General features: G+C 60.9%; 21 protein-coding genes. 8 read left to right on the forward strand and 13 right to left on the reverse strand.

What is annotated here, in order from left to right; translation table 11 throughout:
• Positions 1–96 precede the first annotated feature (96 nt).
• A complete protein-coding gene (locus M3N55_RS08480; RefSeq protein WP_249058098.1) occupies positions 97–1,185 on the forward strand; it encodes a transglutaminase family protein in 1,089 nt (362 codons plus the stop codon).
• Positions 1,186–1,197: 12 nt separating this feature from the next.
• Positions 1,198–2,463, forward strand: coding sequence for a flavoprotein (locus tag M3N55_RS08485; RefSeq protein WP_249058099.1), 1,266 nt, complete (start codon positions 1,198–1,200; stop codon positions 2,461–2,463).
• 110 nt (positions 2,464–2,573) lie between these two features.
• Here M3N55_RS08485 and htpX read toward each other — a convergent pair whose 3' ends face one another.
• From htpX to M3N55_RS08510, 5 genes are all read right to left on the reverse strand, one after another.
• Positions 2,574–3,449, reverse strand: a complete 876-nt coding sequence (gene htpX, locus M3N55_RS08490; RefSeq protein ID WP_249058100.1) for a zinc metalloprotease HtpX — start codon at positions 3,447–3,449, stop codon at positions 2,574–2,576.
• Between the two features lie 71 nt (positions 3,450–3,520).
• The gene (locus M3N55_RS08495; protein ID WP_249058101.1) at positions 3,521–4,516 is read right to left on the reverse strand and encodes an adenosine kinase; all 996 of its coding nucleotides are present in this window, start codon (positions 4,514–4,516) and stop codon (positions 3,521–3,523) included.
• Positions 4,513–5,157 carry an endonuclease III gene (gene nth / locus M3N55_RS08500; RefSeq protein WP_249058102.1) on the reverse strand — a complete coding sequence of 215 codons (645 nt, stop codon included), beginning with the start codon at positions 5,155–5,157 and terminating at the stop codon, positions 4,513–4,515. Before nth ends, M3N55_RS08495 begins: the two co-directional genes overlap by 4 nt.
• Before the next feature lie 40 nt (positions 5,158–5,197).
• The gene (locus M3N55_RS08505; RefSeq protein WP_249058103.1) at positions 5,198–5,971 is read right to left on the reverse strand and encodes a tRNA1(Val) (adenine(37)-N6)-methyltransferase; all 774 of its coding nucleotides are present in this window, start codon (positions 5,969–5,971) and stop codon (positions 5,198–5,200) included.
• Positions 5,964–6,179 (reverse strand): putative signal transducing protein, encoded by a 216-nt coding sequence (locus M3N55_RS08510; RefSeq protein WP_249058104.1) that lies wholly within the window; start codon positions 6,177–6,179, stop codon positions 5,964–5,966. The genes M3N55_RS08505 and M3N55_RS08510 overlap by 8 nt, the downstream gene beginning before the upstream one ends.
• Before the next feature lie 51 nt (positions 6,180–6,230).
• Between M3N55_RS08510 and M3N55_RS08515 the strand changes: the two genes are divergently transcribed.
• The gene (locus M3N55_RS08515) at positions 6,231–7,232 is read left to right on the forward strand and encodes a polyprenyl synthetase family protein (protein ID WP_249058105.1); all 1,002 of its coding nucleotides are present in this window, start codon (positions 6,231–6,233) and stop codon (positions 7,230–7,232) included.
• 3 nt (positions 7,233–7,235) lie between these two features.
• Here M3N55_RS08515 and M3N55_RS08520 read toward each other — a convergent pair whose 3' ends face one another.
• The 4 genes from M3N55_RS08520 to M3N55_RS08535 form a co-directional block, all read right to left on the reverse strand.
• Positions 7,236–8,162, reverse strand: a complete 927-nt coding sequence (locus tag M3N55_RS08520; RefSeq protein ID WP_249058106.1) for a bifunctional riboflavin kinase/FAD synthetase — start codon at positions 8,160–8,162, stop codon at positions 7,236–7,238.
• Between the two features lie 27 nt (positions 8,163–8,189).
• A complete protein-coding gene (locus M3N55_RS08525; protein WP_249058263.1) occupies positions 8,190–8,633 on the reverse strand; it encodes a MaoC family dehydratase in 444 nt (147 codons plus the stop codon).
• A gap of 175 nt (positions 8,634–8,808) precedes the next feature.
• Positions 8,809–9,690 carry a TIGR01459 family HAD-type hydrolase gene (locus M3N55_RS08530; RefSeq protein ID WP_249058107.1) on the reverse strand — a complete coding sequence of 294 codons (882 nt, stop codon included), beginning with the start codon at positions 9,688–9,690 and terminating at the stop codon, positions 8,809–8,811.
• A gap of 10 nt (positions 9,691–9,700) precedes the next feature.
• On the reverse strand, positions 9,701–10,621 hold the full coding sequence (locus M3N55_RS08535) for a manganese-dependent inorganic pyrophosphatase (protein ID WP_249058108.1): 921 nt from the start codon (positions 10,619–10,621) through the stop codon (positions 9,701–9,703).
• A gap of 237 nt (positions 10,622–10,858) precedes the next feature.
• Here M3N55_RS08535 and M3N55_RS08540 point away from each other — a divergent pair, with 237 nt between their 5' ends.
• The 3 genes from M3N55_RS08540 (at position 10,859) to M3N55_RS08550 (ending at position 14,633) form a co-directional block, all read left to right on the forward strand.
• Positions 10,859–11,146: a co-chaperone GroES gene (locus tag M3N55_RS08540; protein ID WP_249058109.1), complete on the forward strand. Its 288-nt coding sequence runs from the start codon at positions 10,859–10,861 to the stop codon at positions 11,144–11,146.
• A gap of 45 nt (positions 11,147–11,191) precedes the next feature.
• On the forward strand, positions 11,192–12,844 hold the full coding sequence (gene groL, locus M3N55_RS08545) for a chaperonin GroEL (protein ID WP_249058110.1): 1,653 nt from the start codon (positions 11,192–11,194) through the stop codon (positions 12,842–12,844).
• 166 nt (positions 12,845–13,010) lie between these two features.
• Positions 13,011–14,633 (forward strand): cytochrome-c peroxidase, encoded by a 1,623-nt coding sequence (locus M3N55_RS08550; protein ID WP_249058111.1) that lies wholly within the window; start codon positions 13,011–13,013, stop codon positions 14,631–14,633.
• Positions 14,634–14,642: 9 nt separating this feature from the next.
• Here M3N55_RS08550 and carB read toward each other — a convergent pair whose 3' ends face one another.
• Entirely contained in the window at positions 14,643–17,987 is a 3,345-nt protein-coding gene (carB, locus tag M3N55_RS08555) for a carbamoyl-phosphate synthase large subunit (RefSeq protein ID WP_249058112.1), read from the reverse strand.
• Positions 17,988–18,256: 269 nt separating this feature from the next.
• On the opposite strand from carB, the gene M3N55_RS08560 reads away from it, so the two are divergent.
• Positions 18,257–20,434, forward strand: a complete 2,178-nt coding sequence (locus M3N55_RS08560) for a hybrid sensor histidine kinase/response regulator (RefSeq protein WP_249058113.1) — start codon at positions 18,257–18,259, stop codon at positions 20,432–20,434.
• Here M3N55_RS08560 and M3N55_RS08565 read toward each other — a convergent pair.
• Genes M3N55_RS08565 through M3N55_RS08575 form a run of 3 tightly spaced genes read right to left on the reverse strand, consistent with a single transcriptional unit; the run spans position 20,403 to position 23,898 of the window.
• Positions 20,403–21,032, reverse strand: a complete 630-nt coding sequence (locus M3N55_RS08565; protein WP_249058114.1) for an ATP-binding cassette domain-containing protein — start codon at positions 21,030–21,032, stop codon at positions 20,403–20,405. The genes M3N55_RS08560 and M3N55_RS08565 overlap by 32 nt on opposite strands.
• Entirely contained in the window at positions 21,029–22,690 is a 1,662-nt protein-coding gene (locus M3N55_RS08570; protein WP_249058115.1) for an ABC transporter permease, read from the reverse strand. The genes M3N55_RS08565 and M3N55_RS08570 overlap by 4 nt, the downstream gene beginning before the upstream one ends.
• Positions 22,687–23,898, reverse strand: coding sequence for an ABC transporter substrate-binding protein (locus tag M3N55_RS08575; RefSeq protein ID WP_249058116.1), 1,212 nt, complete (start codon positions 23,896–23,898; stop codon positions 22,687–22,689). The genes M3N55_RS08570 and M3N55_RS08575 overlap by 4 nt, the downstream gene beginning before the upstream one ends.
• Before the next feature lie 157 nt (positions 23,899–24,055).
• On the opposite strand from M3N55_RS08575, the gene M3N55_RS08580 reads away from it, so the two are divergent.
• Complete coding sequence (locus M3N55_RS08580; RefSeq protein WP_249058117.1) at positions 24,056–24,664, forward strand: CDP-alcohol phosphatidyltransferase family protein; 609 nt, start codon at positions 24,056–24,058, stop codon at positions 24,662–24,664.

Consider the following 24,664-nt stretch of genomic DNA (forward strand, 5'->3'; position numbering starts at 1 on the left):
GTGCAGAAATAATCTGTGCTGATGTAACCTATGGTTGTAGACTAAACATGGTTACTACAGGAATCGGTCCGACCTTTCGAAAAAATGGAGATAGATATGCATTTGCAACCATTGCAGCAGGCCCGCCCCGCATCTCGTGAGCTGGCGCTTTTTGATGATAGTGTCTTTGCGCTTTACCTTGGGCAGGCTGCCGCTCGCATTTTCACGCATGGTTCGATTTGCCACCTGACCAGCGGCGAAAGCCTGACGCTTGGCGGACCGCAAAGGCTGACAGTCGTGCTGGAGGGTGTTTTGATTACCGACAGTGGTTGGCAAGGTCCGGGGTGCCATATGATCGGGGATGGGACGTGTTACAGGGTCAAAAGCGACACCGCCTCAGTCTGGGTGCTGGATCGCGGTGCAGTTGGCTGGCAAGGACCGGGCCTTCAAGCCCTGCATTTTGCGCTTGAAATGGCGCTGGCTGCGGCAGGGCGGGCGCTAGAGGCCGCGATCCCGCCGGACGATCTGCCCGATCCCGAAACGCTCAGCGACGTGAACCATCCGCAGATCCTGCGCACCGCAGCCCGATTGCGCCGCACCAGCGAAGCGGCAACCGCGGATGCGGTGTTCCGCTTCGTGCAGGCCATGCCCTACCGCTTCGGCAATTGGCAGGAACGCGCCTCGGACACCTTGGCGCGCGGCAACGGCATGTGCACCACCAAGGCCAATTTGCAAGTGACCCTGATGCGGGCAGCGGGCCTTGAAGCTGGCTTCGTGGAAATGCCCATGTCCATGGCGGTGCTGGGCAAGCTGATGCCAAGCGCTTGGCTAGCCATGATGCGCCCGACGGTGCGGCATTATTTTGGTGCCGTCAAACTGGGTGGGCGCTGGCACGCCGCCGATTCGTCCTACAATGACGACAGCATGGGCATCTATCTCGAAAGCTTTCCCGACTATGCACATCTGCTGCCGGCGCGCCTGTTCGACGGGCAACCCTACAGCCCGACGGCAGAAAAGAACGGCATGGACCCATTCGATATTCACGTCGTCCCGCATCTGAACGCGGAAATGAGCAAGAAAAGCCGTTTCACCCCGGCGCATTTCGAAGCGCTGAATACACGGCTTGACCGCGCGCAAGGATCGTGGCGCAATTGGGTCGCAGAAGACCATCCTGATCTGGGTGCCAATCTGCGCAGTGTCAGCTAAGGCGGGAACCGCATGAAATTTGACTGGGATTACACCGCGCCGACCCCAAGCGACATGGGCGACCATGACGTGCCGCCTGCAAGCACACGGCTTGCAGGCAAACGGGTCGCATTGCTGGTGACAGGCGGAATCGCCGCCATGAAAACCCCGCAAATCGCACGGGCTCTGCGCCGCCACGGGGCCGAAGTGACCGCCTTTGCCAGTGCAGATGCGTTGCGCTATGTCGCGCGAGAGGCGCTGGAATGGGCCTGCCTTGGGCAGGTCGTCGACGCGCTGACATGGCGCGCAGAACACCTGTCCGACAATGCGCCCTTCGACGCTTATCTGGTGGCACCCGCCACGCACAACACCATCGCCAAGATGGCGCAAGGTATTGGCGACACGCTGGTGACATCCGCCTTGATCTCGGCGCTGGGCCGGATGGAACAGGGACGGACAAAAGTTCTGGTGGCGCCCACCATGCACGGCTCCATGCACAATGCGCAACTGGTGGACAATGCCAAACGGCTGGCCGCGCAAGGCGTGCGCTTCATTGCCCCGCGCGATGCTTACGGCAAGCACAACCTGCCCGATACGACTGTGATCTGCACGGCAGTCGGCCGCGCGCTCTCAACCTCATCGCTTAAAGGCAAACCCATTCTTGTCACCGCAGGGCCGACGCCTGTGCCCATCGATGGGGTGCGCCGCATCGTCAACCGGTTTCGCGGGCGGCTGGGTGCCGACATTGCCGAGGAACTTACCTGGCGCGGGGCGGATGCTGAACTTTTGCTAGGTGACGGCGCGTGGCGCCCTTTGGCCCCGATGCGGCTTAGCATCGCCCGCACCTATAACGAGTATCGCGACATGGTGGTGGCGCGTGCTGAACAGGGTCTGTTCGCGGGCATCTTTTCGGCGGGTGTGGCCGATTACCGCCCCAAACAGGTGGTCGATGGCAAGATCGTGTCAGGCAGCGCGGAATTGCCGCTGCTGCTGGAACCCACCGAAAAGGTGATCGACATGGCCATGGACGCAGGCGGGGCGATGCACACGGTCGCGTTCAAATACCTTGAAAACGTGTCCGAGGAAGAGCTGATCCGCGTCGCCTCGAAACGCCTGGACCGCGCCAGCCTTGTCGTGGCCACACGCGGCGAGGACACAAAAGGCCGCGAGCAACGCGCGCTCATGGTGCGGCGGGACGGGGTCACGCCGGTCGCAGGCAAAGCCAGAATCGCCAGCGCGATCGCCGACCATCTCGAAACCTTGACCACGCCAGAAGACACCCGCCTCGCGGCGGAATAACCCCCTTCATCTTGCCCTAAATACTCAAAACCGGAACCCCTGCCCAAAGGGCAGGGGTGACATATATACTTGCGGCGTAGCCGCGCCTTTTGGTCAAATCCGGTCGCAGATCACCCCCAAGGGTTTGCGCGCCCACGCTCCATGCTTTTTCCCTGTTCTTCGGCCAGCTTCACAAGCGCGGAGATGCGGTTCTCGGTATTCGGATGGGTCGAAAACAGCTTGTCGCGTTTGTGCACATGCAACGGGTTGATGATGAACATATGCGCGGTTTGCGGGTTTTGTTCGGCGCGATCATAATCAATCCGGCTGGCAAAGCCCTGTATTTTCTCCAGCGCCGAAGCCAGCCAGAGTGGGTTGCCGCAGATTGCCGCGCCCACGCGGTCGGCCTCATACTCGCGCGAGCGTGAGATCGCCATCTGCACCACCGCCGCAGCCATCGGCGCAAGGATCATGACCAGAAGCGTGACGATAATATTCCCCCGGTTGCGACCTGCGCTAAAGAACATGGCGAAATTTGCCAGCATTGAAATGGCCCCGGCAAAGGTCGCAGTGATCGTCATGATAAGCGTGTCGTAATTCCGGATATGCGCCAACTCATGCGCCATGACCGCCGCCACTTCTTCGTTTGACATGCGCCGCAGCAGGCCCGTCGTCGCAGCCACGGCGGCATTTTCCGGGTTGCGCCCGGTGGCGAATGCATTGGGCTGATCCTCGTTAATCACATAAACCCGCGGGCGCGGCATATCGGCCCCATCGGCCAAGGCATGCACCATGCGCTCCAAGTCCGGGTGGACCTGGCTGTTGCATTCCTGCGCGCTATGCATGCGCAACACCGCTTTGTCGGAATTCCAGTAGGAATACCCGTTCATGCCGACAGCGACGACCAAGGCGATCAGAAGGCCCGCGCCGCCGCCCAGGGCATACCCCACGGCCATGAACAGCGCCGTCATTGCAGCCATCAGAATGGCGGTTTTTGTATATCCCATCGTAATGCGCCCCCGTCAGATTTAATCCGCTATCATATGGGCACAGCGGCGGGGCGGCGCAAGCATTCCGGTCAGTCGCTCAGCAGGCCCGCTTCGCGGAACGCGGCGCGCAGGTCGGATTTAGGGCGCGCGCCGATATGGCCGATCACTTCTGCCGCGGCCATGCAGCCCATGCGGCCCGCGGTGTCCATGTCGCACTTCATGGCCAGCCCGAACAGGAAGCCTGCGGCGAACTGGTCGCCCGCGCCGGTGGCATCGACCGGGGTCACGGTCTGCACCGGGATTTCAACGCGCACCCCATCGCGGATAATCCAGACCGGGTCGCCCGAACGGGTGCAAACGATCAGATTACAGTCCTGCGTGGCTTGGGCCAGCGCGTCTTCAAGGTCGTTTGCCTCGTAAAGCGAGACCCATTCCTGTTCGTTGCCGATGACATAATCCATGTCTTCGGCCACCAGTTTGCGGAAATCGGCGCGGTGGCGGTCCACGCAGAACGGGTCCGACAGGGCGATCCCGGCCGTGCCGCCGGTGCTGCGGCAGGCGCGCGCGGCTTTCAGGAACGCCTCTTTGCCCTTGTCCTTATCGAACAGGTAGCCTTCGAGGAAAACGATCTCGCTGTCCGACATAACGCGTTCATCCACGTCATCGGGGCCAAGTTCGGCGGACATGCCCAGATAGGTGTTCATGGACCGCTCGCCATCGGGGGTGACAAAGATCATGCTGCGCGAGGTCGGCAATTCGCCGCCCGCAACTGGTGCATTGACAAATTTTGCGCCAACCCTGTCGGAATCCTGCGCGTAGAACCGGCCCAGTTCGTCGTCATTCACCCGGCCAACAAAGGCCGCGCGCAGGCCCAATGCCCCCGCACCTGCCAGCGTATTGGCCACCGACCCGCCAGAGGCTTGCGCGCGGTCCTGCATGGCTGCAAACAGGGTTGCGGCGCGGTCACGGTCAATCAGTTGCATGATCGCCTTATGGATATCCATCCGCTCCAGAAAGCGGTCCTCCACGGTGCTGATGACATCGACAATCGCATTGCCGATCCCGGCAATCTGGTAGGTTTTCATGGGGTTTTGTCCTCGAATTGGCACAGGTCGCGGATCAGGCAGGTGCCGCAGGCGGGTTTGCGCGCCTTGCAGGTGTAGCGGCCATGCAGGATCAGCCAGTGATGCGCGTGCAGTTGGTATTCGGCGGGAATATGGTCTTCGATCGCGCGTTCGACCACATCGACATTGCGGCCGGGGCAAATGCCGGTGCGGTTGCCGACCCGGAAGATATGGGTGTCCACGGCCTGCGCGGGCATGCGCCACCACATGTTCAGCACCACATTGGCGGTTTTGCGGCCCACACCGGGCAGCGATTGCAGCGCCGCGCGCGAAGAGGGCACCTCGCCGCCATAGTGCTCGACCAAGATGCGCGACAGCTTGATGACGTTCTTGGCCTTGTTGCGATACAGGCCGATGGTCTTGATGTGCTGGGTCACGCCCTCTTCGCCAAGCGCCAGCATCTTCTCGGGCGTATCGGCCACGGCGAACAGACCGCGCGTGGCACGGTTCACGCCGACATCGGTGGACTGCGCCGACAGCGCCACGGCTACGACCAGCGTATAGGCGTTCACATGGTCCAGCTCGCCCTTGGGCTCCGGGTCTGCCGCATGGAAACGACGAAAGATCTCGCGGATCGTAAGGTAATCGAGTTGCCTGACCATGGGCTGTTCTATGCCTTGTCGTGGGCTGCGCGGCAATCCCCTAGCCGCGCGCCATTGCGGTCAAATCCAGCGCGCCCAGATCACGCATGATCGCACGCACGGTTTGGGTGAAATGATCGCTATCGCCGGGGTGGTGGTCGCCTTGGTGAATAATCATGGGGGGCAATAGCTTGAAGGGGCTGCGCGCGCCTTTGCGCGCCTGCACGATCACCCGTTGTGCCGGGCGGTGCGCGCGCGCGGCCAAAGGCAGCACCGTGGCACTCGCGCGGCCTTGCAGGCCAGCCAGAAGGTCGGGCAGACGCTCTGTGAGGTGAATGAACGTCAAATAGCCGCCGTCGCGCACCCGGCGCAGGCCGATGTCCAGCCAATCGGCCAAGGGTGTGTCTTCGCGCAAAGCGCGGTCGCGGCCTGCATCCTGTGCGGCGGGGCCGTGGGCGGCGTAATAGGGCGGGTTGGCCATGACATGGTCGAATCGCTGATTGCGCATGCCCGGGGGCAGGGCGCGAAGGTCCGCGTGTGTCACCGATAAGGGGGCCTTGTTTTCAGCCGCATTGCGCTGCGCGAGGGCCGCATAATCGGCCTGAACCTCTACCCCGGTCAGGGCAAGGCCCGGCACGCGTGCGTTCAGGCACAGGCTGGCCACGCCAACGCCGCAGCCCAGTTCCAGCACGCTTTGTCCTGCGCGGGCAGGGATCGAAGCGGCAAGGAATACCGGGTCCGTCGCCGCGCGGTATCCGACACGCGGCTGCCATGCCTTTACATGCCCGTCCAGAAAAGCATCGCAGGTCAACTCTGCATTGTTTGACTCAGTCATGTAGGGGAATACCATTCTCTCTCAGAATGGAGGTTGCGATGAAATGGTCTTCGCGCCGCACCAACAGCCGCCGCGGCATCATGCCCAAGGTCGATTCGAGCGTGTGCATATGGACGTCCACGTTGAACACCTCTATACCCTCGCCCTGTAACAAGGCTGTGGCAAACGGAATGATTGTTGGGTTCGTTGTGCGTAAAAGCTCTTTCATGGTCGTAGTTTAGTAACCCCCGGACGGGTTTGTCGAGACAGGATGCACAGGATGGACACGCAACATATGCAGGACCGCCCCCATGACGCGCTGGCGGCGCATTTGGCGGATGATCTGACGGCGGTCAATGCACTTATACGCAAGACCATGGCATCCGAGCACGCGCCGCGCATCCCCGAAGTTACGGCGCATTTGATCGAGGCGGGCGGCAAGCGCATCCGGCCCATGTTGGTTTTGTCTGCTGCCGAGCTGTGCGGATATGATGGCGCGCATCATCACCATTTGGCGGCCACGGTAGAATTCATTCATACAGCCACGCTTTTGCACGATGATGTGGTCGATGAAAGCGCTCAGCGGCGGGGGCGGGCGACGGCTAACTTGTTGTGGGATAACAAATCCTCTGTGCTGGTTGGGGATTATCTGTTTGCCCGCGCGTTTCAGCTTATGGTGGCCTGCGGATCGCTGCGGGTGCTGGATATTCTGTCGAACGCCTCTGCCACGATTGCCGAAGGCGAAGTGCTGCAACTGACCACAGCGCAGAACCTGGGCACCACCGAAGACCAATATCTGCGGGTGATCCGGGGCAAGACGGCGGCGCTGTTTTCGGCGGCGACCGAATCTGGTGCGGTGCTGGCTGGTGCCTCCGAGGACAAGGTCCGCGCGCTGTTCACCTATGGCGACGCGCTGGGCATCAGCTTTCAGATGGTCGATGATTTTCTGGATTTTGGGGGCGCGGGAGACGGGATCGGCAAGCGCATTGGCGACGATTTCCGCGAACGCAAAGTGACGCTGCCGGTTATCCGCGCGGTGGCGCGCGCCGATGAAACAGAGCGCGCCTTCTGGCAGCGCACCATTGCCAAGGGCGACCAGCAGGATGGCGATTTCGAACAGGCTTGCGCCATCATCGCCAAGCATGGCACGCTGGAAGACACCCGGACAGAGGCACTTGAATGGTCGGAGCGCGCAAAAGAAGCGCTGATTGTCCTGCCCGACACGCCGTTGCGCGCCATGCTGTCGGACTTGGCGACTTATGTGGTTCAGCGCCTGAAGTAATCGTCACAGAGCCGACAGGATTTCTTGGGCCTGAAGGCTGTCTTTGTCCATCTGGGTAATCAGCTTGTCGACCCCTTCAAAGGCGACTTCATCGCGCAGATGGTCCACCAACGCCACGGACAGGCGCGCGCCATACAGATCACCTTTGAAGTCGAACAGGAAGGTTTCCAGATTGGGCGTGTTCACCCCGAACATTGGCCGCACTCCCATGGATGCCACCCCGTGGTGCCGCCCGGCATGTGGGCCGTCCAGCACATCGACCAGCACTGCATAAACCCCGAAGCGCGGGGGGTGCAGCCCTTCAATCGACATGTTCGCGGTTGGGTAGCCCAGCGCGCGTCCGCGCTTCTCGCCATGTAGCACCGGGCCTTCGATCCGGTGCCAATGCCCCAGCATTCTAGCGGCGTGGCGGGGGTCGCCTTCTGTCAGCGCAGCACGAATGGCGGTCGAAGAAAACACTTCGCCATCATGCGCGACAAGTTGGGCCACGGTCACATCAAAGCCCAGCTCTGCTCCAAGTGCCTGCAAATCCGTCGCTGTCCCCGCGCGCCCCTTGCCAAAGCAAAAATCCGCGCCGATCACGACATGACGAATGCCAAGCCCGTCATGCAAAACCTGAACTGCGAAGTCACGCGCCGTAAGTTCCGAGAGTTTTGCGTCGAACGGCAATTCATACAGCCGTTCAACCCCCAATATGTCCAGCCGATGCGCCCGCGCCTGTGCGTTCATCAGGCGAAAGGGGGGCGCCTCGGGGGTGAAGAATTGGCGCGGGTGCGGCTCGAACGTGACAACGCCCAACGGCACAGCCGTGCGCCGGGCCAAGTCGATCACCGCACGGTGGCCCAAATGCAGCCCGTCGAAATTGCCCATGGCAACCGATGCGCCACGTGCACTGTCGTCAAGACCTGTCCAATGGTGGAAAACCTGCATCTGCCCTCTTTGGGGCAAATGCGCCCCTTAGTCGAATTTGCGGCTGGGGGCGAGCACGGTGGCTTCGCCCTTCAGAACCGTCATATCCCCCACCGTGCAGCGACAATCAAGGGTCACACGGCGTTTGCCATAGTCGATTGTCAAAACCGTCACCTCGGCGCGCACCACGTCACCTGGGCGCACAGGGGCCATGAACTTCAACGACTGGCCCATATAAATCGTGCCATGGCCGGGCAGCTGCTCGCCGATCACGGCAGAGATCAGCCCGGCGGTCAGCATGCCATGCGCGATCCGGCCTTCAAAGATCGTGTCCTGCGCATAGGAGTCGTCCAGATGCACCGGGTTGCGGTCGGTCGACACCTCGGCGAATAATTCGATGTCGCGGTCGGTGATTTCCTTTTGCAGATGGCGCGCCATCCCGATTTCAAGATCTTCGATACAGATCGTGCCACGCGGGAAATTGTCATTCATGCCATTGTCCAACATCGTATCACGCCTTTCAAAGGTTCCGGGCCATGTTGCGGTGCAGCGATAGCCCATCAGGCCGAGTCGCGCAAGTGGCTTGCGTAATAAAATGTCAGTATGGCGGGTTTATGGTGTAATTATGTTGCGTGGCATTCTGTCGCAATGAACGTCAAAACCGCCTTTACCGAAGCCGCCCAATCGCAAAGGTAGGCGATTGCTCTTCGCTTTGTAACCACGCATCAAGCGGCGATTGTTCCGGCTGTTCCACATCCGCGCCGAATTCCTCTGCCGCAAGCCCACCGGTGATGAACAGCGTATCCACCCCTTCGGCTACACCGCCTTTAACGTCAGTCTGGATGCCATCGCCAATGGCGATCACGCGGTCCTCTGCAAAGGTCAGCCCCAGCTTTAGTGCGTGGCGGCGGGCCAGATCGTAGATTGGTGGGTGAGGCTTGCCGAAATAAAGGCTCTCACCGCCCATCCGGTCATAAAGCTGCGCCAATGCGCCCGCGCAATAAATGCGGGTATCGCCGTAATCGACAACAATATCGGGGTTGGCACAGAGCAGCTTCAGCCCGCGCGCCTTGGCCGCCAGAAAGCGCCCGCGATAGTCCTCGGGGGTTTCGGTCAACTCCTCGAATGGGCCGGTGCAGACAATGCCCTCGGCTTCGTCGTAGCTGACGCGCTCAATCGCAGGGCGGTCGCTGGCCCAGTCGGGCAGGTCGGTGAAAAAACCGTCATCCTTGTCCGGGCCAAGATGCCAGACCTTCGTGCCCACCGCGCCCATCAGCATGGCTTGCTGCGCCGCGTCGCCCGATGTTGCGATCGCGTCATAAGCGTCATGCGACAGGCCCATCTCATCCAGCCGTGCCCGCACGCCCGCCTCGGGACGGGGCGCGTTTGTCACCAGAATGACTCGCTTGCGAGCTTTGCGAAAGGCGATCAGTGCGGCTTCGGCTGCCGGGTAGATGGCCTCACCATTATGCACGCAGCCCCAAAGGTCCACCAAGGCAAGGTCATAATCTGCCGAGACCTCGGCAAAACTTTGCAGGATGCGGGTCATGTTGGGCCTTTCAAACTGCCAAAACGGGGATGATCTGTTTCTTGCGGCTCATGACGCCGGGCAGAACGACCGTATCGCCCGTCACGAAAGCGCCGAAGGACTTTTCCGCCACCGTGCGTGTCAGGTCATTGGGAACCAACATGGTCGCTTCCTCGCGCAGAATATCGACCACGAATAGCAGCACCTGATCGGCGCCGTCCTCTGTGGCGACGCTGTCCATGCTGGTCATCAGGCTGTCCTTGCGCGACAGGATCTGCTCTGGCGAGGTGGTCTCCAGCACAGAGACGCGAAATTTCTTGCCGCCAACCTCGTAATTTTTGCTGTCCATCCGCAGCAATTCCGCATCCGAAAACGCCGAGACATCCGATTTGGCGGCAAACATCGCGCTGGCCAATTCGCCCATATCCACGCCCAGATCATCGGCCAGTGCATGGGCAATGGCGCGGTCTTCCTGCGTGGTGGTGGGCGAACGGAATTCCAGCGTGTCCGACAGGATGCAAGACAGCATCAGCCCTTTCACAAAGCGCGGCGCTTGCGCCATGTGTTTGCCGATCAGGCTGTGCATGATGGTCGCGGTGCAGGCCAGCGGGCGAATGGTAATGTCGATTGGCCCTTTGGTTTCCAGACCGCCGACCAGCTTGTGGTGGTCAATAATCGCAGTCACATCCAGTGCGTTGATGTTGGCGGGCAACTCGCCGGGGTTGTTGGTGTCCACGATGACGGCAGGCGTGCCATCAGCAATCTCGGTCACGATCCGCGGCTTGGGGCAGTCCCAATGCGTCAGCACAAACGCCGCTTCGGTGTTGGGTTCGCCCAGCAGCACCGCCTCTGCCGGGGTTTTCTTCACCTCGGTCAGGAACCATGCCCAGATTATGGGCGACCCTGTCGAATCCGTGTCGGGCGAAAGATGGCCGAAAACAAGCATTGTCATAGTGTGCTGCCCCGTCTGTCTATGGTTTTCGGGCGGCTTATAGGCGCTATGACGAGGGTTGTCATCCACTGTTGCGAGCCTGCTTGCGGACACCCAATTACAAGGGCGCCAAAGCGAAAGATTTTTGCCAACGGACCCGTTGACAGGCTGTCGCAGCCTGCCTACCTATGCGTCGTTAGCACTCACCCGATACGAGTGCTAATCAAATTCAACCTGGAACCAAGGGAGTGTTCTCAGATGGCATTCAAACCGCTGCACGATCGTGTGCTTGTTCGTCGCGTCGAAGGTGAAGAAAAGACCAAGGGTGGTCTTATCATTCCCGAAACCGCCAAGGAAAAGCCCGCCGAAGGCGAGATCATTTCCACCGGCGATGGCGCACGCAAGGATTCGGGCGAATTGATCGCACCTGCCGTCAAAGCGGGCGACCGCGTTCTGTTCGGCAAGTGGTCCGGCACCGAAGTCACCGTCGATGGTGAAGAGCTTCTGATCATGAAGGAAAGCGACATTCTGGGCGTTATCGCCTGATCTCGCACCTGACCTATTCAATTCAGACAACCAGGAGGCACCAAAATGGCTGCTAAGGACGTCAAATTCAACACCAACGCCCGCGACCGTATGCTGCGCGGCGTCAACATTCTGGCCGATGCTGTCAAGGTCACGCTGGGCCCCAAAGGCCGCAACGTGGTCATCGACAAATCCTTCGGTGCGCCCCGTATCACCAAAGACGGTGTGTCGGTTGCCAAGGAAATCGAACTGGAAGACAAGTTCGAGAACATGGGCGCGCAAATGGTGAAAGAAGTCGCCTCGCGCACCAATGACGAAGCGGGCGACGGCACCACCACCGCGACCGTTCTGGCACAAGCAATCGTGCGCGAAGGTCTGAAATCGGTTGCCGCTGGCATGAACCCGATGGACCTCAAGCGCGGCATCGATCTTGCGACCAAGAAGGTCGTCGAAGCGATCATGGCATCGGCCCGTCCGGTCAATGACAGCGACGAAGTTGCGCAGGTCGGCACGATTTCGGCCAATGGCGAGCGTGAAATCGGCCGTCAGATCGCCGATGCCATGCAGAAGGTCGGCAACGAGGGCGTCATCACCGTCGAAGAAAACAAGGGTCTGGAAACAGAAACCGATGTCGTCGAAGGCATGCAGTTCGACCGTGGTTATCTGTCGCCCTATTTCGTGACCAACGGCGACAAGATGATTGCGGAACTCGATGATGCGCTCATCCTGATCCATGAGAAGAAGCTGTCCTCGCTACAGCCGATGGTTCCGCTGCTGGAGCAGGTCATCCAGTCGCAAAAGCCGCTGCTGATTATTGCCGAAGACGTTGAAGGCGAAGCACTGGCCACCTTGGTCGTGAACAAGCTGCGCGGCGGTCTGAAGATCGCGGCTGTCAAAGCTCCTGGCTTCGGCGATCGCCGCAAAGCCATGCTGCAAGACATCGCGGTTCTGACCGGCGGTCAGGTCATCAGCGAAGACCTTGGCATGAAGCTGGAAAGCGTGACCATGGACATGCTGGGCACCGCCAAGCGCGTCTCCATCACCAAAGACAACACCACCATCGTGGATGGTTCCGGCGAGAAAGCAGAGATCGAAGCACGCGTTGCCCAGATCCGCTCGCAGATCGAGGAAACCACCAGCGATTACGACCGCGAGAAACTGCAAGAGCGTCTGGCCAAGCTGGCTGGCGGTGTTGCCGTCATTCGCGTCGGTGGCATGAGCGAAGTCGAAGTGAAAGAGCGCAAGGATCGTGTCGATGACGCGCTGAATGCGACCCGCGCAGCCGTTCAGGAAGGTATCGTCGTTGGCGGCGGTGTGGCCCTGATCCAGGGTGCAAAAGCCCTTGACGGCCTGCAAGGTGAGAACCCCGACCAGAATGTCGGTATCTCGATCGTGCGTCGTGCACTTGAAGCACCGCTGCGCCAGATTGCTGAAAATGCAGGCGTCGATGGTTCCGTTGTGGCCGGCAAGATCCGCGAATCCGATGACAAAACCTTCGGGTTTAACGCGCAGACCGACGAATATGGCGACATGTTCAAATTCGGCGTGATCGACCCCGCAAAGGTCGTGCGCACCGCGTTGCAAGATGCGTCTTCGGTTGCTGGCCTGCTTATCACCACCGAAGCCATGATCGCTGACAAGCCCGAGCCCAAAGGTTCGAACTCTGGCGGCGGCATGCCCGACATGGGTGGCATGGGCGGCATGGGCGGCATGATGTAAGCCTGCCCGGCGCATGAACTTACGGAAAGGCCGTCCCTCGGGGCGGCCTTTTTTATGGCGTGACGCGGTTGTTTTGGCTGCTTGGGCAAATTGTTTTTGGTGTCGGGCCTGCGGTGGTCTAGGCTTCACGAATTAAGACGTTTTAATCGGTTTGCCGGAGATTTTGATGCCTCGTTTTTCCATTAACGTGATTGCGGCTGCGGTTTCCTTGGGTATCAGCGCCCCGAACGCTGTCGCACAATCGCTGGAATCTGGGTTCTCGGCCTTGGAACGCGGCGATTTTGCCACCGCCTATCGCGCGATGCGTGAAGCCGCGGCACAGGGCGATGCGCGGGCGGCTTCCATGATGGGAGAGATATTCGGTGTCGGCCCTTATGCCCGCCCATCTGAGGCGCCGTCTGCATCCCAAACCGCGACCCCGGCGGCACCGCAACTCCGCCCAGAGGCTGCGGTCCCGGCAGGGCGCCTTCTGGCGCCCGTGGTCATCCGTCGCCCGCCGCCGCGCCCCTTTGCCGTGCCGACCCGGCCAGAAGGGCTGATTGATGACATGTTCGCGCCGGTCGATCTGGCGCTTGCCGAAATCGGGCGCGACCTGTTTTTCGATCCCGTGCTTTCGGGCAACAAGGACGTGTCCTGTGCAACCTGCCATCACCCGACGCTGGCCTCTGGCGATGGGGTGTCGCTTGGGTTGGGCACAGGGGCTGTAGGGCTGGGGGATGACCGCAGCCCGACCGGCCCGTATGCCGCCGCCGAGCGCATTCCGCGCAACGCGCCTGCGCTCTGGAACTTGGGAGCGCGGGATATTCGCGTCTTATTCCATGACGGTCGTGTGGAGCGCGATCCGTCCAATCCCGCAGCGGTTCTGACGCCGCAAGGGCCATTGGAGTATATGGCGTTGGACAGTATTCTGGCCACGCAAGCGTTGTTCCCGGTGCTGTCCCATGCAGAGATGGCCGGGCGTGCCGGTGAAAACGAAATCGCCACCGCCGTGGCGCAAGAGCGTATTCATGGGGATACGGGCGCTTGGGGGTTGCTGGCCGCGCGTGTTGATGCGCTGGACGGATATCGCACCGGCTTTGCCGCATGGCGCGGGCAGGACGCCGCGGTGGGGATAGATGAGATAGCCAATGCCATTGCCGCCTTTATCAGTCACGAATTCCGCGCCAACGACACCGCCTTTGACCGTTACATGCGCGAAGAGGCCGCGCTCTCGCCCGAGGCGGGGGAAGGGATGCGGCTGTTCTTTGGGAAGGCGCGCTGCGCCGAATGCCATTCGGGGCCATTGCTCAGCGATCAGCGCTTTCACGCCATGGGGGAGCCACCCATCGGGCCGGGCAAGGAACGCGACTCCCACGGGTATACGCGCGACATTGGGCGCGCGGCGTTTACACTGGACCGCTCTGATGCTTACGCCTTTCGCACGCCGATGTTGCGCAACGTGGTGCATAGCGGCCCGTGGGGCCATGCCGGTGCATTTTCCGACCTGCGCGATTTCCTGATCCACCACATGGACCCGGTCAAAGGCCTGGAGCGCTACAGCCCGCAAGCGGTTCTGCCGCAACTGGCCAGTGCGGTACAGGATTATGGCGCGCTGTCGAACCGGATGCAGCTTGGCGCGGTCAAGAAGGCCGCCGCAAGCACGATGCGACGTTACGCCATGCCCGCGCTGTCAGACGCCGAGATCGGGATGATTTTGGCGTTTCTGGACGCACTCAGCGATCCGGCATCGCTGGACGGGCGCTTGGGTGCGCCCGACACTCTGCCAAGCGGGTTGCAGCCGGACCGCTGAGGCGGCGGATTACTCCGCCGCCGCGTGTTGCAGCGCGCGCACTCCGATATTGCCTTCGCGCATAGCCCGGATCGCCTGCACCGCTGCGTGGCTGCCCGCCGCAGTGGTGTAATAGGGGATCTTGTCATAGAGCGCGACCGCGCGAATTTCGCGGCTGTCCTCTATGGCTTGCGCGCCTTCGGTGGTGTTCAGCACCATGGCGATTTCGCCACTTTTCAGCAGGTCCACGATATTCGGGCGGCCCTCATAGACCTTGTTGACGACCTCGCAGGGCACGTCCTGCGTGGCCAGCCAGTCGGCGGTGCCGCGTGTGGCGACGATGGCAAAGCCCATCTCGACCAGCAATTGCGCGGCCTCGACCATCATCGGCCCCTTGTCGTAATCCTTGATCGACAAGAACACGCGTCCTTCGCTGGGCAGGTCCACACCTGCACCCAACTGCGCCTTGTAGAAGGCGCGGTCAAAGCGGCGGGCCCAGCCCATCACCTCGCCCGTGGAGCGCATCTCTGGCCCCAACAGCGTGTCGACACCGGGGAAGCGCGCAAAGGGCAGCACGGCTTCCTTGACAGAGAACCAAGGTGTTTGGGGGTCGGCCAAGGTCATAGGGTCGCCCATTGGCAGGGGCTCGGACGGGGCGACATCTGCCGTGATCGGCGCACGCATCGGGAAGTTTGACAGCGGTTCGCCCGCCATCAGCCGCGCCGCGATCGACGCAATCGCGCTGTCGGTCGCTTTGGCGACAAAGGGCACGGTGCGACTGGCGCGTGGGTTCACTTCCAAAACGTAAATGTCGCCATCCTTGATGGCAAATTGCACGTTCATCAGGCCGACCACGTTCAGCCCGCGCGCCATGGCTTCGGTCTGCACGCGCAATTCGGCAATGGTGGCGGCATCCAGCGAGTAAGGGGGCAGCGAGCACGCACTGTCGCCCGAATGCACACCCGCTTCCTCGATATGCTGCATGATGCCCGCGACATGCACGTTCTGGCCATCACATAGCGCATCCACATCCACTTCGACCGCGCCGATCAGGTAGCTGTCGAGCAGAACGGGGTTCTTGCCCGACACCTGCACCGCGTCGCGGATATAGCGCTCCAGGTGGGCGTCATCGCGGACAATCTCCATCGCGCGGCCGCCCAGCACATAGGACGGGCGGATCACCAGCGGATAGCCGACCTTCTGCGCGATCTGGAATGCCTGTTCGGGGCTGGATGCGATGCCGTTGACCGGCTGGCGCAGTCCCAGCTTGTTCAGGAGCGCCTGAAAACGCTCGCGGTCTTCGGCCAAGTCAATCGCGTCGGGGCTGGTGCCAAGAATGGGGATTCCCTCATCTTGCAAAGCATTCGCCAGCTTCAAGGGCGTCTGCCCGCCAAACTGCACGATCACACCGTGGAGCGTTCCGTTATCCTGCTCGACCCGCAGAATTTCCAGCACATGTTCCAATGTCAGCGGCTCAAAATACAACCGGTCCGAGGTGTCGTAATCGGTCGACACGGTTTCGGGGTTGCAGTTAATCATGATCGTTTCATAGCCGACATCGGTCAGCGCGAAACAGGCATGGCAGCAGCAATAGTCAAACTCGATCCCTTGACCGATCCGGTTCGGGCCACCGCCAAGGATGACCACTTTCTTGCGGTCAGACGGGCGCGCTTCGCATTCGGCATCGCCCATGACAGGGGTTTCATAGGTCGAATACATGTAGGGGGTCTGGGCTTCGAACTCTGCGGCGCAAGTGTCGATCCGTTTGAACACCGCGTTCACGCCCAGATTGCGGCGCGCGCGGCGAACCTGCCCTTCGTCGCGCCCGGTCAGCGCGGCAAGCCGGGCATCGGTGAAGCCAAACATTTTCAACTCGCGCAGCCCATCGGCAGAGACAGGCAGCCCATCGGCCCGGATGCGGGCTTCCATGTCCATGATTTCGCGGATGCGCGCCAAGAACCACGGGTCAAAGGACGTCGCGGCCTGAATTTCGTCGTCTGACAGCCCCTCGCGCATGGCTTGCGCAATCAGGCGCAAACGGTCGGGGGTCTGGGCGCTGATGGCCTTGATGATCGCCGCGCGGTCAGGTGCGCCGGGAATGACGATTTCGTCAAACCCGCTCAGGCCGGTTTCCATGCTAGCCAGCGCCTTTTGCATGGATTCGTGGAAGGTCCGGCCAATCGCCATCGCCTCGCCCACCGATTTCATGGCGGTGGTCAGTTCCGGCTTGGAACCCGCGAACTTTTCAAAAGCGAACCTTGGGATTTTCGTGACAACATAATCTATGGTCGGCTCGAAACTGGCAGGTGTCACTTTCGTGATATCATTGTCCAGCTCGTCCAGTGTGTAGCCGATGGCCAGCTTGGCCGCGATCTTGGCAATCGGGAAACCCGTGGCCTTTGACGCCAGCGCCGAGGAGCGCGACACACGCGGGTTCATCTCGATTACCACCATGCGCCCATCAGCTGGGTTGATCGCCCATTGCACGTTGGACCCGCCAGTTTCCACCCCGATCTCGCGCAGCACGGCAATAGAGCCATTGCGCATGATCTGGTATTCCTTGTCGGTCAGTGTCAGGGCAGGGGCCACGGTGATGGAATCGCCCGTATGCACGCCCATCGGGTCCACGTTTTCAATGGAACAGACGATGATGGCGTTGTCGGCGCGGTCGCGCACGACTTCCATTTCATACTCTTTCCAGCCCAGCAGCGATTCATCGACGAGAATTTGGGCGACGGGCGATGCATCCAGCCCCGAACGGCAGATGCGTTCGTAATCGTCGCGGTTATAGGCCACGCCGCCACCCGTGCCGCCCAGCGTATAAGCTGGGCGAATGATCGCGGGCAGGCCGACATATTCAATTGCCTCTATCGCCGCAGCAACCCCGGCATTGATGTCATACTTGCCGGTTTCGAGCTTTGGCGCGGCAACGATTGTCGCTTTGGGGTTTTCCAGCCCGATGCGGTCCATTGCCTCGCGGAACAGTTTGCGGTCCTCGGCCATTTCGATGGCCTCGCGATTCGCGCCGATCAACTCGACCCCGAATTTTTCCAGCACGCCCATATCGGCCAGCGCCAGCGAGGTGTTCAGCCCGGTTTGCCCGCCCATCGTGGGCAGCAGCGCGTCGGGGCGCTCTTTCTCGATGATTTTGGCAACGATTTCGGGCGTGATAGGCTCGATATAGGTGGCATCCGCCAGCCCCGGATCGGTCATGATCGTTGCGGGGTTCGAGTTTACCAGGATGACCCGATATCCCTCCTCGCGCAGCGCCTTACAGGCCTGTGCGCCGGAATAGTCGAATTCGCATGCCTGTCCGATAACGATGGGCCCGGCCCCGATAATCATGATGGAGTGGATGTCGGTTCTTTTCGGCATGGCTGGCCCCCTTGCACGCGCAGGCGCGTGCCCTGACAAGGGCCCGCGCAAATTGAGGCGGGGTTATAGGCAAAGGCCGTCCCAGTGCAACCCAATTCGCGCGGCACCGTCAGCTTGCTGCGGACGCGACAATCGCTTGCGCGTTTAAATTGAAATTTAACCTTGGTTGGACTACCAAGACTGGTGCCGAACGGAACCAAGACTATTTTAAGAAAGCTGTTTAAATGGTAGAAGCCGAAATTGTCCGGCGCCGATGGCGAGGGTTGTCCATGTCAGACCCAGATCAGGAAAAGACGATGCCGGATAGTGACAACGAGCAACGGTTGACCGAAATTCAGGCGCTTGTGGTCAAATTGATCAACCGCCTTCTGTCGGTGCCGGTCGAGCATGTCGACCGCGCCGTTGACGACGGCTTGGCGCAGCTTGGCAGTTTCACCGGGCGAGATCGGACCTATGTCTTTGTGATCGAAGGCGATCGGGGCAGCAACACCCATGAATGGTGTAGCGATCACACCGAGGCAATGATCGAGCATTTGCAGGATTTGCCAGTCAAAGCGTTCGAATGGATGTTGGACCCAATTCGCACCGGTGGTGCGTTTCATTTGCCCGATATTGCCGATTTGCCGACCGATTCGACCGAGCATGAATTCCTGTCGCAACAAGGGATACGCTCGCTTTTGATCGTGCCGATGATCGACGAGGAAGCGCTGGTCGGGTTTGTCGGGTTCGACAGCGTGCGCAATGCCGGAAAATTCCTGCCTGGCGAAATCTACCTGCTGCGCTCGTTTGCAGACGTTGTTCGATCAGTCCTGATGCGACGCAAGACAACGATAGAAATGCGCCGTGCGGAACAAGACCTGGCTCGCGAGCGCGCGTTCTTGAAGGGCATTGTCAGCACGAATGCCGCCGGTTTCGTTGTGTTGTCGGATACTGGCGCGATCATTTATGCCAATGACGAGGCCGAGCGCGTTTTGGGTGTGACCGTGGCCGAGATGATCGGGCAGAGCTACAACTCACCGAATTGGCGGATTACGGATATCAATGGGCAGAAGGTGCCCGACGCACAAGAACCGTTCAGTATTGTCAAGCGAACCGGTGAAATGGTGCAGAACCACCGTATTGCGCTGCATTGCGACGATGGCGTGCGCTACGCGTCCATCAATGCCGCCCCGATCGCGCGCGATGGGGTCGACGTTGCCTCTATCGTGTATTCCGTGACCGATGTGACAGGCTTGGTAAAAGCCGAACAGGCGCGTGAAACTGCTTTGCAGGACGCGCATCGCGCCAACGTGGCCAAGTCGAATTTTCTTGCCAAGATGAGCCACGAAATTCGCACGCCGCTGAACGGGATACTCGGCATTTCCGACATTCTTGAAGAGATGACGACCGACCCGGCACAGGTTCGTATGCTCGACATCCTGCGCGATAGCGGGGGGTTGTTGATGGGAATTATCAACGACCTTCTGGACATGTCAAAGATCGAGGCTGACGCGCTGGAGCTCGAATCCACCGCGTTTTCACTCACGGATCTGGGGCGACGCACGGAAGAGGTTCATACCTTGCGTGCGTCCGAAAAGCGTTTGTCTTTCGGTGTGAAAATAAATGATCCGCTCGGTCAGGACCGTTTGGGCGACCCGCAGCGCCTGACTCAGATCTTGCACAACATGATCTCGAACGCGATCAAGTTTACCGAGCGTGGCCATGTGTTTGTCGAGATCAGCGCCCCCGATGAATGCTCTGTCATCATGACAATCGAAGATTCCGGCATTGGAATGACCGAATCGCAACATGCGCGCATGTTCGACCCGTTTGCTCAGGCTGACAGCACCATTTCACGCCGTTTTGGCGGGACCGGGTTGGGCATGTCGATCGTGCGCAACCTTGTAGACCTTATGGGCGGCACGATCGAGACAAAATCGGCCCCCGATGTCGGAACCACGGTATCGGTTCATCTGCCGATCCCGTTGGCGCCACCTGATGCGCAAACACGCGCGGTGACACCTGTGTCAGGCGATGAAACCGCCCGCATCCTTCCCGCGATGTCGATCCTCGCCGCAGATGACAACCGCACCAACCAGATGATCCTGAGTATCATGCTGGGCCAATTGGGCGCGCGCGTCACGCTGGCCAATGACGGGCTCGACGCGCTCGAGAAATCGCGCAAGGAACGCTTCGATCTGATGATCCTCGACATTTCCATGCCGGGCATGGACGGCGTGACCCTGCTGAACACCATTCGCTGTGAAGAAAATCGCGCAGGTCTAAAGAATACACCGGCCTTTGCTTTCACGGCAAATGCCATGTCGCACCAGGTTGAGAGTTATCTTCAGGCGGGTTTCGACGCGTGTCTGACAAAACCGCTCAAGCTGGAGCGGCTGCATCATACTTTGCTTGATTTTTTCGCAGAGCGTGCGGTCAGTGAAGCGGCTCTCCCGTCACCGAAATGATCCGCCCGCCCGCTGCGCGAGCGTCCTCGAGGTCATGCGTGACAAGGATGACGGGCAGGGCGCGTGCCTGTGCAAAGGTGAAATCCCGAATCTGATCGCGCAGGTTGGCGTCGAGCTTTGAGAAAGGTTCATCCAAGAGCAGCGCCTGCGGGGCGCTGAGCAATGTCCGCATAAGCGCAACCCGCGCCTTTTGCCCACCCGAAAGCGTTGCCGGGTCGCGCGCGCCCATCCCGTCTAGCCCGGCGGCGTCGAGCGCCTGAGCGATCTGCCTATCGCGGCTGGGCACACCCCGCGGCAGGCCAAAGCCCAGATTGCCCGCGACTGAGAGGTGTGGAAACAACACGTCATCTTGAAACAATAGTCCCATGCGGCGCGCATGTGTGGGCAGGTCGGTCATATCGCGCCCGTTCAGATATATGCGCCCCGACATTTTGAAACCGGGGGGCAAGGCCCCGGCCAGTGCCGCAAGGGCCGTGGACTTGCCGCAACCGGAAGGGCCCATGATGGTCAGCACCTCGCCTGCGGCGATGGTTGTGTCCAGTGCGACCATCGGCTGACCACCGCGTGAAATGCGCAAGCTATCAAGCGTCAAAGTCATGTCACTCTCAGCCCTCTTCTACGGCGCGCGAGCAGCGCGGGCAGCGCCAGTGCCAGTGCGAAAACCGCCAGCGGCAATGTCATTTGCACCACCGCCCAGACCCCGATCAGCCGCCGGTTGCCCGATGCCGCCAGTGCTACGGCTTCTGTTGTGACGGTGCCGACCCGTCCTGCGCCAATCAGCAAGGTCGGCAGATATTGCGCAACGGATGTGGCGAATCCCACCGCGAAGGCGATGCAAAGCGCGCGTGTCAGCATCGGCAATCGCACGGCAAGCAAAACCCGCCATGGCGCGGCGCCAAGCGTCGCGGCCACAAGCCCGGCGCGACTGTCCCAGGCTTTCCAAGGGTCGGATAAGGACAGCATGACATAGGGCAGCACAAAGACAAGATGCACCAACAGCACCGCGCCAAGGGTGCCATCCAGCCCAAGCCATAAGCCAAGCGCAGACAATCCGGGCAGGAACGCGATTTGTGGCACAAGAAGCGGCAGGTAGATGATCCCGACGGCCCGTGTTGCGCCTGCCTGCAACGCTGCGATTGTCAGGGCCAGAGCAATCATCGCTGACAGCCCGGCAAGCGTGGCTGTTGTGCCGCCCAGTCGCCAAAGCTGTTGGGATTGGTCCGTCCAGACGCGCAGACCAAAGTTTTGCGGCAGCAGGTCCGGGAAACGCCACAGCCCTGCAACCGACCAAAGCGCAAGCCCCGCAAGCCCAAGCCCCACGCCCAGCCCGATGGCCAGGGTTGGCAGGGCTGCGAGCGCGCGCAAGGGGCGGTCCCAGCCCGGCGCGCGCGCACCCTGTGATGCCCAGATGCGCCCGCGTGCGGCGATCAGGCGTTCTGCCAAGACCCAAGCTGCCAGCGCGCCCAGAACCAGCAGCAGTTGCAGCACGGCACCGGCACTTGCCGTGAAGCGCAAGGACAGGTCGGGCGCGGTCATCCAGTCCAGCACCTGCACCGCAAGGGTGGGTGGGCGTGTTGGGCCAAGGATAAGGGCGACATCGACCACGGACATGGAAAAGGCCAGTACGGCAAAGACAGGCAGCCGCAGTTGCGTGTAGATTGCCGGCAGGACTGTCTTGGTCCATCCGATCACACGGCCATACCCCAAGGAGCGTGCCACCGCCATGCGCCGGGCGCTGTCGGTCTGGCCAAGCGCCGCAAGTGTCATCAACATCAGGAATGGCACTTCTTTCATGACCAGCCCTGCGATCAGGGCCAGCCCCGCTTGGTCATGCACGATCAACAGGTCTGGCGGGCGGTCCCAACCCGTCGCCCAAGGCGATAGGGCACGCGCAACCCATCCAGAGGGCGCGATCAGAAAGGCCAGCCCGAAGGCCGCCGCCGCATGGGGCAGGGACAGAAGCGGCGCAAGCAGGCTTGTCACCACGCGAAAACTGCGCGTGCCTTGCCACGCGGCGACGATCAGCAGGGTTATGGCCAGCGACAGCACGGTCGCGCCGATGCCGGTAAACAGTGACAAGCGCACCGCCGCGCCAAGGCCCGGCCATGCCAGCAGCTCGCGCCACGGGTCAAGGCTGAACGCCGCGCCTCCCAAGGCCGGGAAGTAGCCGAAAGCAGGCAGCACCGCGCCTGCCAGCCCCGCCGCAACCGGCAGCGCCATAAGGGCGACCACCAGCCCCGGCGCGGCGCGGATCATTCAGCTGTGCCGTAACGTGCGGTCCAATCCTCTGCCACGCGGGTCATCCAGCTTGGGTGTGGTTCCAGCAGGCCGGTGCCCATTGCGTCAGGCGCAAGCGTGGCAATGCCCAGTTCCAGCGCGCCGAAACGCGCGCGGTCCTCTGGCGCAAGCCGGTCCATACCCAGCACGGTCTGAAACCCCAGAACGGCGGGATCTTGGGCCAATGCCTGAATTTGCGGGTCAAGGATAAGGTTCGCCAGAACCAGTGCCCCCGCTTTGTTGGCGGCATTATAGGGGATGGACAGGTAAGACGAATTCGCAAGCGTGCCGTCATCGAACACCATGGTGCGGATCGTGTCGGGCAATTCGCCATCGGCAATCGCCGCCGACGCGCGACCGGGGTTGAACGAGAAGCCTATATCAACCTCGGCATCGGCCAGAAGCTGGCCAAGCGCGGGTTCGTTCGCGGGATAGGCGCGGCCCGAACGCCACAGGTTCGGCGTGATTTCATCCAGAAAGGCCCAGAGCGGCGCCGTCACTGTGTCGTAATCCACGGCATCGGTCGGGCCAAGCAGCACCGAAGGGTCATCCAGCACGCCATAAAGCGCCTGTTTCAGAAAGGATGTGCCCAAGAAATCCGGTGGTTGCGGATAGGTGAAGCGTCCGGGGTTCTCGGCAATCCATGCGCGCAAAGCATCCAACGAGCGGGGCGGTTCCGGCACCGCCCGACTGTCATATTCGAACACCATCTGGAACATCGCCCAAGGGCTGCCATAGCCCTCGACCGGCAGGGTGAAGTCGATTTCGACCGCCGGGTTCGCATCGGTGTCGACCAAGGGCCAATTGGGCAGGTCATAGGCGAACGGACCAAACAGCAGACCCTGATCCTTCATGGATGCGAAATTTGCGCCGTTGATCCAGATCGCATCTACCGCGCCGCCCGTGTCGCGGCCCGCTGCGCGTTCAGACACCACGCGGGTTACTGCATCGGCGGTATCTGCAAGGCGCACATGTTCCAGCGTGACATCATGGCGTTCTGACAGCACCTCGCCCACTTGCGCTATGAAAGCATTGATGCGCGGATCGCCGCCCCAAGCGTGCCAATAGACCGTCTGACCGCGCGCCTGTTCCAGAACGGCGGGCCAATCCGCAGGGTTCGGGGTTTGGGCAACGGCAGGCAACGCGCCGCCCAACGCACAAGCCGCGACGCAGGTCAAAAAACGCATGAAAGATTCCTTCTGTTTTCCTTGTATCTGCCGTTACGTTAAAGAACTGTCAAAGGTTACGGTAAGTTTCAGGTTGCGACACATTACCGTGAAACATTCGGTGCGCGTGCTACGTATACTGTAGCGCAAGCCTGATACAAGCCAAGCAAGAGGCCCCATGCTGGACCGACATCTGCGCCCCTTCATCGACCCTCCGCTGAACCTGATCGGCGGCCAGATAGCCCGGTCCGGCTTGACCGCGAATATGGTCACATTGATCGGCCTTGCTTTTGGGCTGGCGGGGGCCGGTGCGATCATCGCCGGGCATTTTTTGCTCGCGGTGGCGCTGATCCTCGCCTCGCGCCTGGCGGATGGTCTGGATGGCGCGGTTGCACGCGCGCAGGGGGTCACAGATTTTGGCGGCTATCTGGATATCACCTGCGATTTCATATTCTACGCCGCGATTCCCTTGGCCTTCATCCTGCATGACCCTGACAGCAATGGCGTGGCCGGTGCGGTGCTGCTGGCAAGTTTCTATATAAACGGTGCGTCGTTCCTGGGCTATGCGATCTTGGCCGAAAAGAAGCAGATGCGCAGCGACCTGCACGGCGTGAAATCGCTTTATTTCACAGGTGGGCTGCTGGAGGGCGCCGAGACCATCGCGTTCTTTATTGCGATCTGCCTGTGGTCGGGTTGGTTCGTGCCCTTGGCCTATGTGTTCGCCGCGCTGTGTGGCGTGACGGCTGGCGCGCGTATCTTGCTGGCCGCGCGTGTGTTCACGCGGTAG

This window comes from Roseinatronobacter domitianus (genome assembly GCF_023336755.1).
In the GTDB taxonomy this organism is placed as follows: Bacteria; Pseudomonadota; Alphaproteobacteria; order Rhodobacterales; family Rhodobacteraceae; genus Roseinatronobacter; species Roseinatronobacter domitianus.